The 13,246-nt window shown below is 72.4% G+C and carries 13 protein-coding genes; 6 read left to right on the top strand and 7 right to left on the bottom strand.

Going from position 1 to position 13,246, the window contains the following annotated elements:
* Positions 1–1,047: a nitronate monooxygenase gene (locus ABEB12_RS32090; RefSeq protein ID WP_185064579.1), complete on the top strand. Its 1,047-nt coding sequence runs from the start codon at positions 1–3 to the stop codon at positions 1,045–1,047.
* A 59-nt stretch (positions 1,048–1,106) separates the two neighbouring features.
* Positions 1,107–1,730 carry a hypothetical protein gene (locus tag ABEB12_RS32085; RefSeq protein WP_185063478.1) on the top strand — a complete coding sequence of 208 codons (624 nt, stop codon included), beginning with the start codon at positions 1,107–1,109 and terminating at the stop codon, positions 1,728–1,730.
* 231 nt (positions 1,731–1,961) lie between these two features.
* On the opposite strand, the gene ABEB12_RS32080 is transcribed toward ABEB12_RS32085, so the two are convergent.
* From ABEB12_RS32080 to ABEB12_RS32070, 3 genes are read right to left on the bottom strand one after another with little or no spacing between them, the layout of a single operon-like run.
* Positions 1,962–3,110, bottom strand: coding sequence for an acetyl-CoA C-acetyltransferase (locus ABEB12_RS32080; RefSeq protein ID WP_185063477.1), 1,149 nt, complete (start codon positions 3,108–3,110; stop codon positions 1,962–1,964).
* A gap of 10 nt (positions 3,111–3,120) precedes the next feature.
* Positions 3,121–3,891 carry an SDR family oxidoreductase gene (locus ABEB12_RS32075; RefSeq protein WP_185063476.1) on the bottom strand — a complete coding sequence of 257 codons (771 nt, stop codon included), beginning with the start codon at positions 3,889–3,891 and terminating at the stop codon, positions 3,121–3,123.
* On the bottom strand, positions 3,888–5,057 hold the full coding sequence (locus tag ABEB12_RS32070) for an acyl-CoA dehydrogenase family protein (protein WP_185063475.1): 1,170 nt from the start codon (positions 5,055–5,057) through the stop codon (positions 3,888–3,890). Before ABEB12_RS32070 ends, ABEB12_RS32075 begins: the two co-directional genes overlap by 4 nt.
* Here ABEB12_RS32070 and ABEB12_RS32065 point away from each other — a divergent pair.
* The 4 genes from ABEB12_RS32065 to ABEB12_RS32050 are packed head-to-tail and all read left to right on the top strand — an operon-like array spanning position 5,056 to position 8,928.
* The gene (locus ABEB12_RS32065; protein WP_185063474.1) at positions 5,056–6,555 is read left to right on the top strand and encodes an AMP-binding protein; all 1,500 of its coding nucleotides are present in this window, start codon (positions 5,056–5,058) and stop codon (positions 6,553–6,555) included. The genes ABEB12_RS32070 and ABEB12_RS32065 overlap by 2 nt on opposite strands.
* The gene (locus tag ABEB12_RS32060; protein ID WP_345703317.1) at positions 6,552–7,661 is read left to right on the top strand and encodes an acyl-CoA dehydrogenase family protein; all 1,110 of its coding nucleotides are present in this window, start codon (positions 6,552–6,554) and stop codon (positions 7,659–7,661) included. Before ABEB12_RS32065 ends, ABEB12_RS32060 begins: the two co-directional genes overlap by 4 nt.
* Positions 7,658–8,440, top strand: coding sequence for an SDR family oxidoreductase (locus tag ABEB12_RS32055; protein WP_185063473.1), 783 nt, complete (start codon positions 7,658–7,660; stop codon positions 8,438–8,440). Before ABEB12_RS32060 ends, ABEB12_RS32055 begins: the two co-directional genes overlap by 4 nt.
* A gap of 8 nt (positions 8,441–8,448) precedes the next feature.
* Positions 8,449–8,928 carry a nuclear transport factor 2 family protein gene (locus ABEB12_RS32050; protein ID WP_185063472.1) on the top strand — a complete coding sequence of 160 codons (480 nt, stop codon included), beginning with the start codon at positions 8,449–8,451 and terminating at the stop codon, positions 8,926–8,928.
* A gap of 176 nt (positions 8,929–9,104) precedes the next feature.
* Here ABEB12_RS32050 and ABEB12_RS32045 read toward each other — a convergent pair whose 3' ends face one another.
* The 4 genes from ABEB12_RS32045 to hsaA are packed head-to-tail and all read right to left on the bottom strand — an operon-like array spanning position 9,105 to position 13,244.
* On the bottom strand, positions 9,105–10,388 hold the full coding sequence (locus ABEB12_RS32045) for an NADH:flavin oxidoreductase (RefSeq protein WP_345703316.1): 1,284 nt from the start codon (positions 10,386–10,388) through the stop codon (positions 9,105–9,107).
* The gene (hsaC, locus tag ABEB12_RS32040) at positions 10,385–11,284 is read right to left on the bottom strand and encodes an iron-dependent extradiol dioxygenase HsaC (RefSeq protein WP_185063471.1); all 900 of its coding nucleotides are present in this window, start codon (positions 11,282–11,284) and stop codon (positions 10,385–10,387) included. The genes ABEB12_RS32045 and hsaC overlap by 4 nt, the downstream gene beginning before the upstream one ends.
* Positions 11,281–12,081: a 4,5:9,10-diseco-3-hydroxy-5,9,17-trioxoandrosta-1(10),2-diene-4-oate hydrolase gene (hsaD, locus tag ABEB12_RS32035; RefSeq protein ID WP_185063470.1), complete on the bottom strand. Its 801-nt coding sequence runs from the start codon at positions 12,079–12,081 to the stop codon at positions 11,281–11,283. The genes hsaC and hsaD overlap by 4 nt, the downstream gene beginning before the upstream one ends.
* Positions 12,078–13,244, bottom strand: coding sequence for a 3-hydroxy-9,10-secoandrosta-1,3,5(10)-triene-9,17-dione monooxygenase oxygenase subunit (gene hsaA, locus ABEB12_RS32030; RefSeq protein ID WP_185063469.1), 1,167 nt, complete (start codon positions 13,242–13,244; stop codon positions 12,078–12,080). The genes hsaD and hsaA overlap by 4 nt, the downstream gene beginning before the upstream one ends.
* Positions 13,245–13,246: the final 2 nt, after the last annotated feature.

The raw sequence follows: 13,246 nt of genomic DNA, 5'->3' as shown, positions 1-13,246 counted from the left end.
TTGCCCACGGCGCTGACCCGGCTGGTCGGGGTGCGGCACCCGGTGGTGCAGACCGGGATGGGCTGGGTGGCCGGGCCGCGCCTGGTGTCCGCCGTGGCCAACGCCGGCGGGCTGGGCATCCTGGCCTCGGCGACCATGCGGTTCGACGAGCTCCAAGCGGCGATCAAGGAGACCCGGGGGCGGACCGACGCACCCTTCGGAGTGAATCTGCGCGCGGATGCTTCCGACGCGGCCGAGCGGGTGGAGCTGCTCATCGACGAAGGCGTCGCGGTGGCGTCGTTCGCGCTGGCCCCTCGGGCGGAGATGATCGCGCGCCTGAAGGACGCCGGGGTGGTGGTGATCCCGTCGGTGGGCGCGGCCCGGCACGCGGAGAAGGTCGCCGCGTGGGGCGCCGACGCGGTGATCGTGCAGGGTGGCGAGGGCGGCGGGCACACCGGCGGCGTGGCCTCCACCCTGCTGCTGCCGAGCGTGGTGGACGCGGTGGACATCCCGGTGATCGCGGCCGGCGGGTTCTTCGACGGGCGCGGCCTGGCCGCCGCGCTGGCCTACGGTGCGGCCGGGGTGGCCATGGGCACCCGGTTCCTGCTCACCAAGGAGAGCACCGTGCCGGACGAGGTGAAGGCGCGCTACCTGGCGGCCAAGCTGGACGGCACCGTGGTCACCACCCGGGTGGACGGGCTGCCGCACCGGGTGCTGCGCACCGAACTGGTCGACTCGCTGGAGCGGCGCGGGGGGCTTCCGGGTTTGCTGCTGGCCGCGCGGAATGCCGCCCGGTTCCGCTCGCTCACCGGCCTCACCTGGCGCGCCATGATCCGCGAAGGCCGGGCCATGCGCCACGGCCGCGACCTCACCTGGGCACAGGTGATCATGGCGGCCAACACGCCGATGCTGCTGCGGGCCGCAATGGTCGAGGGTCGCACCGACGCCGGGGTCCTCGCCTCCGGTCAGGTGGCCGGCATGCTCGGGGACCTACCCAGCTGCGCCGACCTGATCGCCGATATCACCACTCGAGCGCGCGAAGTGCTTACCGAGCTGTCCCCCGAGTAAGCCCCGTGGGGTATACTTTTTGCCCTCTCAACTGATTCGGCGTGGCGGGAGAGTCAGCGATGGCATCCAGCGCGGTAGACCGCGTTGCCACAGCCGTACTCGAATGGAATGTGCGCCGCCTCTGGGGTTTTCCGCCGCGTTTGGTCGGCGAGATCGTGACCGATCTGGGACCGTACGGAGCGGTCGCCTGGTTCGGCCGAAACATCCCCCGTTATCGCCGCACGTTCGACGCGTTCGGGGCGTTGCGCACGCATTTGATGTGCCTGGCCATCTCCCTGGTCAACAATTGCCCGTACTGCGTGCACGGCGACGGGCTGGGCCTGCAGCTCGCCTACCTGCGCAACCACGGCAAGCTGTTCCCACTGTGCGAAAACTCCGTGAACGCGCTGTGTGGCCAGTCGCCCGCGCTCATCCGACACCGCCTAGCAGTGGCGCTGCAGCGGTCCGGCCTGCACGGCGAGGTTCCATGGCTGGACCGCGCGATGACGCTCGCGGTTACCGAGACTCCGATTGCCACCGACCCGGACGAGGTCCGGATCGCGCATCTGGTGCGCATGTACCGCACCCTCAACCGCATTGCCAACACCAACGATACCGAGCCGGACCAGGCGCATTCCCCACTCAACAAGGACCACTGGCTGAAAATGCGTTACAAGGGACTGCGCGCCGCCGAACGTGCCTAATGCAAGGGCTTTGCGGGACCGTTTTCGATTCACTCCGGTATTGCATACACCGCGAGCGGTATCGCCGCGTACCCGCCTCGTTGGCGACTTTAGTACCAGTCACGACGGCCGGGGCAGCTAACGTCTAATAGTTGCCGGTATTTCGTCGACAGCTCGGTAGGCGAACTACCTGTGTGATCACGATCCGCCGTCCCCGACCCACTCGGCGAGCCGGGGCGACGAAGGTATCCCTCACACCCGTTCGAGGATGGTCACGTTGGCCTGGCCACCGCCCTCGCACATCACCTGCAGCCCGTACCGCGCGCCCCGCGCGTGCATCGCATGCACCAGGGTGGCGCACAGTTTGGTGCCGGTGGCGCCCAGCGGATGGCCCAGCGCGATCGCGCCGCCGTGCACGTTCACCCGCGCGGGGTCGGCCCCGGTGTCGGCCAGCCAGGCCAGCACCACGCTGGCGAACGCCTCGTTGATCTCCACCAGGTCGATGTCGGAGATGCTCAGGCCGGCCCGGCGCAGCGCGTGCTCGGTGGCCGGGATCGGCGCGGTCAGCATCATCACCGGGTCCGCGCCGCGCGCGGAAAGGTGCGCGACCCGGGCCAGCGGGGTGAGCCCGTGCTCCCGGACCGCCCGCCCGGAGGCGACCAGCACCGCACTCGCCCCGTCGGAGATCTGGCTGGCGGTGGCCGCGGTGACCCGGCCGCCCTCGGTGAGGGGTTTCAGCCCGACCATCCGCTCCGCACTGGTGTCCCGGCGCGGCCCCTCGTCCACCACTGCCTCTCCGACCCCGACGATCTCCCGGTCGAACGCGCCGGAGTCGATCGCGGCGACCGCCCGCCGGTGGCTCTCCAGGGCGTACGCCTCCATCGCCTCGCGGGACAGGTCCCACTTGGCCGCGATCATCTCGGCCGCACGGAACTGGGAGATCTCCTCGTCGCCATACCGCTTCGCCCAGCCCGGCGACCGGTCGAACGGGGTGGCAAAGCCGAACTGCTGGCCCACCAACATCGCCGAGGCGATCGGCACGGCGCTCATGTTCTGCACCCCGCCGGCCACCACCAGGTCCGCCGTGCCGCTGGCCACCGCCTGCGCGGCGAAGTGCAGTGCCTGCTGGGACGAGCCGCACTGCCGGTCCACGGTCACCCCGGGCACGTGCTCGGGCAGCCCGGCGACCAGCCAGGCGGTGCGCGCGATGTCCCCGGCCTGCGGGCCGAGCGTGTCCACGCAGCCCAGGATCACGTCGTCCACCGCCGCCGGGTCGGCCCCGGTGCGGTCCAGCAGCGCGGTGATCACCTGCCCGGCCAGGTCGGCCGGGTGCACCCCGGCCAGGGCACCATTCCGCCGGCCGACCGGCGACCGCACGGCGTCGATCAGGTACGCGTCCATCTACCGCTCCTCACGGGTGCTGACTGCTCACCGAGACCACCTCGCCGGTCAGGTAGGACGAGTAGTCGCTGGCCAGAAACACGATCACGTTCGCCACCTCGGCCGGCTCGGCGGCCCGGCCGAACGCCTCCCGGCCGGTCAGGTCGCTGAGCAGCTCCTCACTGGTCACCTTGGCCAGGAACGGGTGCATGGCCAGGCTGGGGGCCACCGCGTTGACCCGGATGCCGTGCGGCGCGGCGTCCATCGCGGAACACCGGGTCAGGGCCATCACGCCCGCCTTGGCCGCCGCGTAGTGGGCCTGGCCGGCCTGCGCCCGCCAGCCGATCACCGAGGCGTTGTTCACGATCACGCCACGCGTGCCCTGTTCGACTAATTGACGCAGAGCCGCGCGGGTGCAGCGGAAGGTGCCGTTCAGGGTCACGTCCAGCACCCGGTGCCACTCCTCGTCGGGCATGTCCAGCACCGAGCGGGTGCCGCCGAGGCCGGCGTTGTTCACCATGACGTCCAGCCGCCCGAACTCGGCGACGGCGCCGTCCACCAGCGCCTGGACCTGCTCCTCGACGGTGACGTCGCAGGTCAGGGCGTGCACCCGGTCCTTGCCGAAGGTGTCGCCGAGGCGGCCGGCGGTCTCGGCCAGGCGTCGCTCGTGATGGTCGCTGACCACCACCAGTGCCCCTTCCGCCAGCGCCCGCTCGGCGGTGGCCGAGCCGATGCCGGTGCCCGCCGCGGCGGTGACCACGACGACCTTGCCCGCCAGCAGGTCGTGGCCGGGGGTGGTCATCGGCCCGCCCTGGGTAGACCGAGCACCCGCTCGGCGAGAATGGTCCGCTGCACCTCGTCCGAACCTCCGTAGATCGTGTCCGCCCGGCTGAACAGGTACAGCCGCTGCCATTCGTCGTAGCCGGCCGCGCCGTCCCCGGGGGTGGCCAGCGAGGCCGCGCCGCGCACCCGCATGGCCAGCTCGCCGAGTTCCCGGTGCCAGCCCGCCCACACCAGCTTGGACACCGAGGCGGCGCCCGGGTCGGTGGAGCCGAGGGTGCGCCGGGCGTGCGCCTGCATCACCTCGAGCCCGACCCGGGCCCGGGCCAGGCCGGTCCGGATCGCCGGGTTCTTCATCGCCCCGTTCCGCCTCGCCACCTCGACCAGCCGGTCCAGCTCGCGGCGGAAGCCCACCTGCTGACCCAGCGTGGCCACGCCGCGCTCGAAGGCCAGGGTCCCCATCGCCACCCGCCAGCCGTCGCCGACCGCGCCGACCACCAGGTTCGCGTCGGTGCGGGCACCGGTGAAGAACACCTCGTTGAACTCGGCGGTGCCGGTGAGCTGCCTGATCGGCCGCACCTCCACGCCCGGTTGGCGCATCGGCACCAGCAGGTAGGACAGCCCCCGATGGCGTTGCCCGGACGGGCCGGTGCGGGCCAGCACGAAGCACCAGTCGGCCTCGTGGGCCAGTGAGGTCCACACCTTCTGCCCGTCGATCACCCACTGGTCGCCGTCGCGCACCGCCCGGGTGCGCACCGCCGCCAGGTCCGAGCCGGCGTTCGGCTCCGAATAACCCTGGCACCACAGCTCGCGGGCGGCGACGATCTCCGGCAGGAACCGCCGTTGCTGCTCCGGCGTGCCGAACTCGATCAGCGTGGGCCCCAGCAGCTGCTCGCCGAAGTGGTTCACCCGGGCCGGGGCGTCGGCGCGCGCGTACTCCTCGTGGAACACCACCTGCTGCTCCAGGGTCGCGCCCCGGCCACCATGGGAAACCGGCCAGCCCAGGCAGGTCCAGCCGGCCGCCGCCAGGTGCCGCTCCCAGGCCAGCCGCTCCTCGAACGCCTCGTGCTCGCGCCCCGGACCGCCGGCTCCGCGCAGCGCGCCGAACTCGCCGGCCAGCGCGGATTCCAACCAGTCCGCCACGGACCGGCGAAACTCCGCCGCGCTCCCCTGGAGCTGTGCGCCCATGACGGCTACATTACAAGAACACGTTCTAGTTTGGGAGTTCAACGTGCAGACCGTGCCCACCGCGCTCGCCCACGCCGCCGACCAGTGGCCGGATGCCGAAGCCCTGGTCGACGGCAACCTCCGGCTGACCTGGTCCGAGCTGGCGGACCGGGTCCAGGTGATGTCCCGGTACCTGCTGGCCAAGGGAGTCCGTTCCGGGGACCGGGTGGCCATCCACGACTCGAACCGCTGGCAGTGGGTGGTGGGCGCGCTCGGCACGCTTTCCGTCGGCGCCACGCTGGTCCCGGTGAACACCCGGCTCGCGCCGCCCGAGGTGGCGGACATCCTCGAGCGCACCGGGCCGGCGCTGGTGGTCCGCGAGCTGGACTGGGCCGAGGTCGCGGGCGTGGCGGCGGGCGTGCCGGCGGCCGACGCCGTCGCGGCCGGGCGGGCGGTGCGCCCGGAGCAGGTCAGCGACATCCTGTTCACCTCGGGCACCACCGGCCGGAGCAAGGGCGCGATGAGCGCGCAGGCCCAGGCCCTCGGCGTCGCGGCGGCCTGGGCCGAGCGCGCCGAGCTCACGCTGACCGACCGCTACCTGGTGATCAACCCGTTCTCGCACAGCTTCGGTTACAAGGCCGGCATCCTGGCCTGCCTGCTCACCGGGGCGACCATCCTGCCCATGGCGGTGTTCAACGCCGACGAGGCGATGGAGCTGATCGAGCGGGAACGGGTCACCGTGCTGCCCGGCGCGCCCACGCTGTACCGCTCGCTGCTGGACGCCCCGAAGCGCTCCGGCTACGACCTGTCCAGCCTGCGCATCGCGGTGACCGGGGCGACCACGGTGCCGGTCGCGCTGATCGAGGAGATGCGCGCCGAGCTGACCTTCGACACCGTGCTCACCGCGTACGGGCTCACCGAGGCGGTGGTGGCCACCATGTGCGAACCCGGCGACGACGCCGACACCGTGTCCCACACCTGCGGCCACCCGGCCGCCGGCTTCGAGCTGCGCATCGACGGCACCGGCGAGGTGCTGCTGCGCGGGCCGAACGTGATGCTCGGCTACCTGGACGAGAGCAGCGTCGGCGGAACGAGCATCGGCACCGACCCGTCCGCCACCGCGGCGGCGGTGGATGCCGACGGCTGGCTGCACACCGGCGACATCGGCCGGCTGGACGAACGCGGCTACCTGACCATCACCGACCGGCTCAAGGACATGTACATCTGCGGCGGGTTCAACGTGTACCCGGCCGAGGTGGAGCAGGCGCTGGCCCGGCTGGCCGGGGTGGCCGAGGCGGCGGTGATCGGCGTGCCGGACGGGCGGATGGGCGAGGTCGGCCGGGCCTACGTGGTGCCTCGGCCGGGCGCAACGCTGCACGCCGAGGACGTGGTCGGGCACTGCAAGGAGCGGCTGGCCGGCTACAAGGTGCCCCGGCAGGTGGAGTTCCGGGGCGAGCTGCCACGCAACGCCTCGGGCAAGGTGCTGAAGACCGAGCTGCGCGCGGAGGCGAGCCGGTGACGGCCGAGCTGATCACCGACATCGAGGCGGAGCTGCGGGAAGCGGTCCGATCCGTGATCGCGCGCACCCCGGCCGACCAGGTCTGGGCCAAGCTGCGCGACCAGGTGGGCGTGGCCGGCCTGGCGCTGCCGGAGGAGTACGGCGGGGCCGGCGCGGGCCTGCCGGTGGTGTGCGCGGTGCAGGAGGAGCTGGGCCGGGCGCTCGTCCCAAGCCCGATGCTCGGCTCCGCCGTCCTCACCGCCACCGCACTGCTGACCGGCGCCGACCACCCGACCCGGGAACGGTTGCTTCCCGGCCTGGCCTCCGGGGAGACCACCGCCGCACTGGCCTGGCCGGGCGCCGAGGGGCGCTGGGACCCGTCCGCACCGGCCTGCACCTGGACGGCCGGCCGCCTGAACGGCGAGGCGCACTACGTCCTGGACAGCCGCGCCGCCGGCCCACTGGACGGCGACCCCGCGGACGCACCGGACGGCCACGCCGGCCTGCTCATCGTGGCGGCACGCACCGACGCGGGGGTGGGCCTCTTCGAGGCCCCCGTGAGTGGCGAGTACCGCTATAGCGTCACTCGCCACTCACAGGCGTCCTTGGACGCATCCCGCCCGCTGGCCACGTTGCGCCTCACCGACGCCGAGGCGCGGCCGGTGAACGACCCGGCGGAGGACCTGAGCCACGCGCTGGGACACGCCAGGGACGTGGCCTGCGTGGCGCTGGCCGCCGAGCAGGCCGGCGCGGCGGCGCACTGCCTGGAGCGGACGGTGGAGTACACCAAGCAACGCGTGCAGTTCGGCCGGCCGATCGCGCACTTCCAGGCGCTGCAACACCGGATGGCCGACCTGCACGTGCTGGTCGAAACCGCCCGCTCGGCGGTCTGGGCCGCCGCCCGCGCCGAAGACCCGGCCGAGCTGAAACTGCGCGCCGCCGTGGCCAAGGTGCACTGCTCGGAGGCGTTCCACCGCACGGCCGCCGAGATGATCCAGCTGCACGGCGGCATCGCCATCACCTGGGAACACGAGGCGCACCGGTACTTCAAGCGCGCCCACGGGAGCGCCCAACTGTTCGGCCAGCCGCACGAGCACCTGGACCGCATCGCCGAGGAGTTCGAGTGACCCACTTCGACCTGACCGACCAGGTAGCCGTCGTCACCGGCGCCGGCCGGGGCATCGGGGCGGCCAGCGCGGTCGCGCTGGCCGAGGCCGGCGCGGACCTGGTGATCGCCGCCCGCTCGGCGGAGCAGCTGGAAGCGGTCGCCGCCCGGATCAGAACCACGGGCCGGCGCGCCGAGGTGGTTGCCACCGACCTTGCCGACCTGGACAACACGGCCCGCCTGGCCGAGGTCGCCGACAAGGGGTTCGGCCGGCTGGACGTGGTGGTGAACAACCTGGGCGGCGCAATGCCCGGGCCGTTCCTGGACACCACCCCGGAGCAGCTCCAGCGGGCGTTCCACTTCAACGTGGCCACCGCGCACGCGCTGACCCGGGCGGCGGTGCCGTTGATGCTGGCGGGCAGCGGCGGCTCGGTGGTGAACATCTCCTCGTCGGTCGGCCGGTTCGCCGGCCGGGGCTACCTGGCCTACGGCACCGCGAAGGCCGCGCTCGCCCACTACACCCGCCTGGCCGCCGCGGACCTGGCGCCGCGCATCCGGTGCAACGCCATCGCCTGCGGCGCCATCGGCACCTCCGCGCTGGACGTGGTGCTGCGCAACGACCAGCTGCGCGCGCCGATGGAGCGGGCCACCCCGCTGCGCCGCCTGGGCACCCCGGAGGAGGTGGCCGCCACCGTGCGCTTCCTGTGCAGCCCGGCCGGCGGCTACCTCACCGGCAAGGTGCTCGAGGCGGACGGCGGCCTGCAACAACCCAACCTGGACCTCGGTCTGCCCGACCTGTAGGAGGACGCATGGACCTGGCGGCGCTGGAAGAGATCAAGCGGGTCAAGTACCGGTACCTGCGCGGCATGGACCTCAAGCGCTGGGACGAGCTGGCCGACGCCCTCGCCCCGGAGGCCACGGCGACCTACGGCACCGCGGCGCTGGGCAAGCCGATCGAGCTGACCGGCCGGGAGGAGATCGTCGGCTTCCTGCGGGAGAAACTGTCCGGCGGCGTCATCACCATGCACGTCGCCAGCCACCCCGACATCCGCATAGACGGCGACACCGCCACCGGCACGTGGGCGTTCGAGGACACCGTGATCGCCCCCGAACACCAGGTGGTGATCCGGGGAGCCGCCTACTACGAGGACCGCTACCGCCGCGACGAAAACGACCGCTGGCTACTCACCCACACCGGCTACCAGCGCATCTACGAAGCCATGCTCTCCCTCAAGGATCTCCCCACCTTCCAACTGATCAGCAACCGCTGGGCCGCCCCCACCACCTGATTCAGTGCCTTCAGCACGCTGATTCAGTCACTTCAGCAGGGGGCCTGAGTAGGCAACCGGTGGCAGAGGCCCTCGAATGACGCCGAGGTCGCGAGGAGAGACGTTCGCCCAAGGAAAAGGGTCTGTGAGAGCTACCTCGGCGCAGCGATACGGCGCGCGGTCAACGCCCGGCCGCGCTAGCCGCGAAGTACGCAGCGGGTGCCGGAGTAGATGGTCGGCATGCAGCGGTTGCAATGCGTGCAGGCCGAGCGCACCGAGGCGTCCGCGCGCAGCCGGTTGGGCAGGTCGGGCTCCATCAGCAGGGCGCGCCCCATGGCCACGAACTGGAAGCCCTCCGCCATCGCCCGGTCCATGACCGCCCGGTCGGTGACCCCGCCGAGCAGCACCAGCGGCATGTCCAGGGCCGCCCGGAACCGGCGGGCGTCGTCCAGCAGATACCCATCCCGGTACGGGTACGAGCGCAGAACGGAACGGCCGAACAGGCGAATCCCGGCGCGCAGTGGTTGCCGGAACGCCGCCGCGAACTCGGCCAGCGGCACCCCGCCCCGGAACAGGTACATCGGGTTGGCCAGCGAACTGCCGCAGGTCAGCTCCAGGGCATCCAGCGTCCCGTCGTCCTCGAGCCACCGGGCCACGCGGAGGCTCTCCGGCACCTCCAACCCGCCGCGCACCCCGTCGGACATGTTCAGCTTGGCCAGCACGGCCAGCCGGCCGCCCACCCGGTCTCGCACCGCGCGCGCCACGTCGCGGGCCAGCCGGGCGCGGTTCTCCAACGTGCCGCCCCACCGGTCGGACCGCCGGTTGAACCGGGGCGAGAGGAACGAGCTGATCAGGTAGTTGTGCCCGAAGTGCAGCTCCACCGCGTCGAACCCGGCCTCGGCGGCCCACCACGCCGCGTCGGCGTGCGCCGCCACGATCCGGGCCAGATCCTCGGAGGTGGCCGCCCGAGTCACCCGGAAACTCATCGGGTTCAGCCGTCGCGACGGGCCGAGCGCGGGCAGCCGGGTAGAGCTGGCGTCGGAAACCGGTCCGGCGTGCCCCAGCTGCGCCGACGCCGCCGCGCCGGCCGCGTGCACCGCGTCGGTCAGCCGCCGCAACCCGGGCACGGCGGCCGGCCCCAGAACGATCTGCCGGCGTTCCGTGCGCCCCTCGGGCGCGACCGCGCAGTAGGCCACGGTGGTCATCGCCGCGCCGCCCTCGGCCACCCGGCGGTGGAAATCGATCAGCGCGTCGGTCACCTCGCCGCGCGGGGTCAGCCCCTCGAACGTGGCCGACTTGATGATCCGGTTGCGCAGCCGCACCGGCCCCAGCCCGGCCGGCGCGAAGACGTCCGGCGCGGCGCCGGTCGAGAGCGCCGACTCCGGCGCGGCGCCGGTCGAGAGCGCCGAGTCCGGGGCGGCGCCGGTCGGGAGCACCGCATCCGGCGCGCCGCGGGCCGCGTCCGGCGGCTCCCGCGTCACCCCCGGGCGCCCACGCTGAAGTCGTGCCCCCACAGGCTGACCGCGGTGGACTCGCGGGCCACCCACGTGTGGTCGTCCACCTGCCGCCCCTCGGTGCCGAACTCCACGTCGAACCCGCCCGGGGTCTTCATGTAGAACGACAGCATCTGGTCGTTCACGTGCCGGCCCAGGGTGGCCGACTGCGGCACCTTGCGGCGCAGCGCCCGGTCCAGCGCCAGCCCGACGTCGTCGGCGTTCTCCACCTCGACCATCAGGTGCACGATCCCGCTCGGCGTGGGCATGGGCAGGAACGCCAGGCTGTGGTGGCGGGGGTTGCAGCCGAAGAAGCGCAGCCAGGCGGGCGCGCCGTCGGCCGGGCGGCCAACCAGCTGCGGCGGCAGGCGCATGGAGTCGCGCAGCCGGAAGCCCAAAACGTCCCGGTAGAAGCGCAGCGCGGCCTCGTCGTCATGGGTGGACAGCACCACGTGCCCCAGCCCCTGCTCGCCGGTGACGAACCGGTGCCCGTACGGGCTGACCACCCGCCGGTGCTGCAGCGCGGCGCCGTGGAACACCTCCAGCGTGTTCCCGGACGGATCATCGAACCGGATCAGCTCGGCCACCCGGCGGTCGGCCAGCTCGTCGGCCGTGCCCTCCTTGAACGCCACGCCGGCGCCGGTCAGCGCTTTACGCACCGCGTCAAGTCCGGCCGCGTTGGCCGTCTCCCAGCCGGCCACGGCCAGCCGGTCCTTCTCCCCGGGGGTGATCACCAGTCGCGCCGGGAAGTCGTCCATCCGCAGGTACAGCGCGTCCTGCTGGGTGCCCTGCCCTTCCACCATGCCCAGCACCTTGAGGCCGAACTCGCGCCAGGCGGCCACGTCGGTGGCCTCGATGCGCATGTAACCAAGCGAACGGATCATGAAAGGAACTCCAGAACCAACCGGTTGAACTCGTCGAACCGTTCCAGCTGCGCCCAGTGCCCGCAGCCGCCGAACACGTGCAGCTGAGCCTTCCGGATCATCTTCAGCGCCACCAGCCCGCCATCGAGGGGGTTGACCCGGTCCTCCCGGCCCCACACCAGCAGCACCCGGTTGCGCAGCCGGTGCGCCTCCCGCCAGAGCATGCCGTCCTCGGGGAAGTCGGCGAACGACTTACCCAGCGCGGCCATCGCCCGCAGCGCGTTCGGGTCGCTGGCGGCGGCGTAACGCTCCTCCACCAGCTCGTCGGTGACCAGGCGCGGGTCGAACACCAGGGTGCGCAGGAAGGCGGCCAGCTTCTCCCGGCTGGGGCCGGGCGGAGCACCGAACTCGTAGAGCCGCTTGATGCCCTCGGTGGGGTCGGGGGCGAACACGTTCACCGACAGCCCGCCCGGGGCCATCAGCACCAGCCGGTCGGCCCGGTCCGGGTGGCGCAGCGCGAACCGGGCGGCGGTGCCGCCGCCCAGCGAGTTGCCCACCAGGTGGGCCTTCTCGATGCCCAGCTTGTCCAGCAGCGCGGCCAGCGCATCGGCCGACTCGGTGAAGTAGTGCGCCTCACCGGTCGGCGGGTCGGAGCGGCCGTAGCCGGGCTGGTCCACCAGCAGGGTGCGGAAGGACCCGGCGAACACCGGCACGTTGCGGCCGAAGTTGCTGGCCCCGGACGCGCCCGGGCCGCCGCCGTGCAGCAGCACCACGCTGTCCGAGTGGTCCGCGCCGGCCTCGTCGAAGTGCAGATTCACACCATCGCCTCCTGGATGGGCAGGCCGAACTCGCCCGCGCCGAACAGGGACATCGCCCGCTCCGGGTCGTTGATCGCGTGCACCCGGCCGGCGTGGGCGTCCCGCCAGAACCGCTGGATCGGCGTGCCGACCCGCAGCGCCTTGCCGCCGGAGTTCTCGAACAGCTTGTCCACCGCCGCGATGGACCGGCCGGTGCCGCGCACCTGGTCACGCCGGATGCGCAGGCGCAGCGGCATGGGCATCGGCTCGCCGGCGCGCGCATGGCCCATCAGCTGGGTCATGTTGTGTTCCAGGGCCAGCCAGGCGGCGTCGATCTCCGCGCCCGCGTCGGCGATCCGGACCTGCGCGAACGGGTCCTCCGACGCCTTCGAGCCGTAGGAGACCCGGATCCGCGCCCGCATGTACTCCAGGTGCGCCTCGTAGGCGCCGGTGGCCATGCCGATGATCGGCGTGGTGATCGTGTAGGAGAACACCGAGCCGAAGGGCAGCTTGTACAGCGGCCCGTCGTTCTCCTTCTGCCCGGGACAGCGGCAGCGGGAGGTGTCGGCGAAGCTGAGCGAGCGGTGCGCCGGCACGAACACGTCGTCGACCACGATGTCGTTGCTGCCGGTGCCGCGCAGGCCGACGGTGTCCCACACGTCGTCGATGGTGTAGTCCTCGCGGGGCAGCAGGAAGGTCTTGAAGTCGACCATCTGGCCCTCGTCGTTGGTGACGATCCCGCCCAGCAGCACCCAGCTGGCGTGGTCGCACCCGGAGGAGAAGTTCCACCGGCCGCTCAGCCAGTAGCCGTTCTCGGCCAGCTTGGCCTTGCCGGTGGGCGCGTAGGAGGAGGACATCCGGGTGTGCGGGTCGTCGCCCCACACGTCCTGCTGCGCCCGGGCCGGGAACAGCGCCAGCTGCCACGGGTGCACGCCCAGCACCGAGGCCACCCAGCCGGTGGACCCGCAGGCGCCGGCGATCAGCCGGATAGCCTCGTAGAACGTGACCGGGTCGGCCTCGTAGCCGCCGAACCGCTTCGGCTGCAGCAGCCGGAACACCCCGGCCTCCTGCAACGCCTTGACCGACTCCTCGGAGAGTCGGCGCGCGTCCTCGGCGTCCTGCGCGCGTTCCCGGAAGACGGGCAGCAGATCCCGGACGGCGGCAATGACGGCATGCTCGCTCATGC

The sequence above is a fragment of the Actinospineispora eucalypti genome, from assembly GCF_039543365.1.
Lineage (GTDB): Bacteria > Actinomycetota > Actinomycetes > Mycobacteriales > Pseudonocardiaceae > Pseudonocardia > Pseudonocardia eucalypti.
The sequence above is the reverse complement of the archived record's forward strand: the minus strand, read 5'-3'. Positions and strand labels throughout refer to the sequence as shown.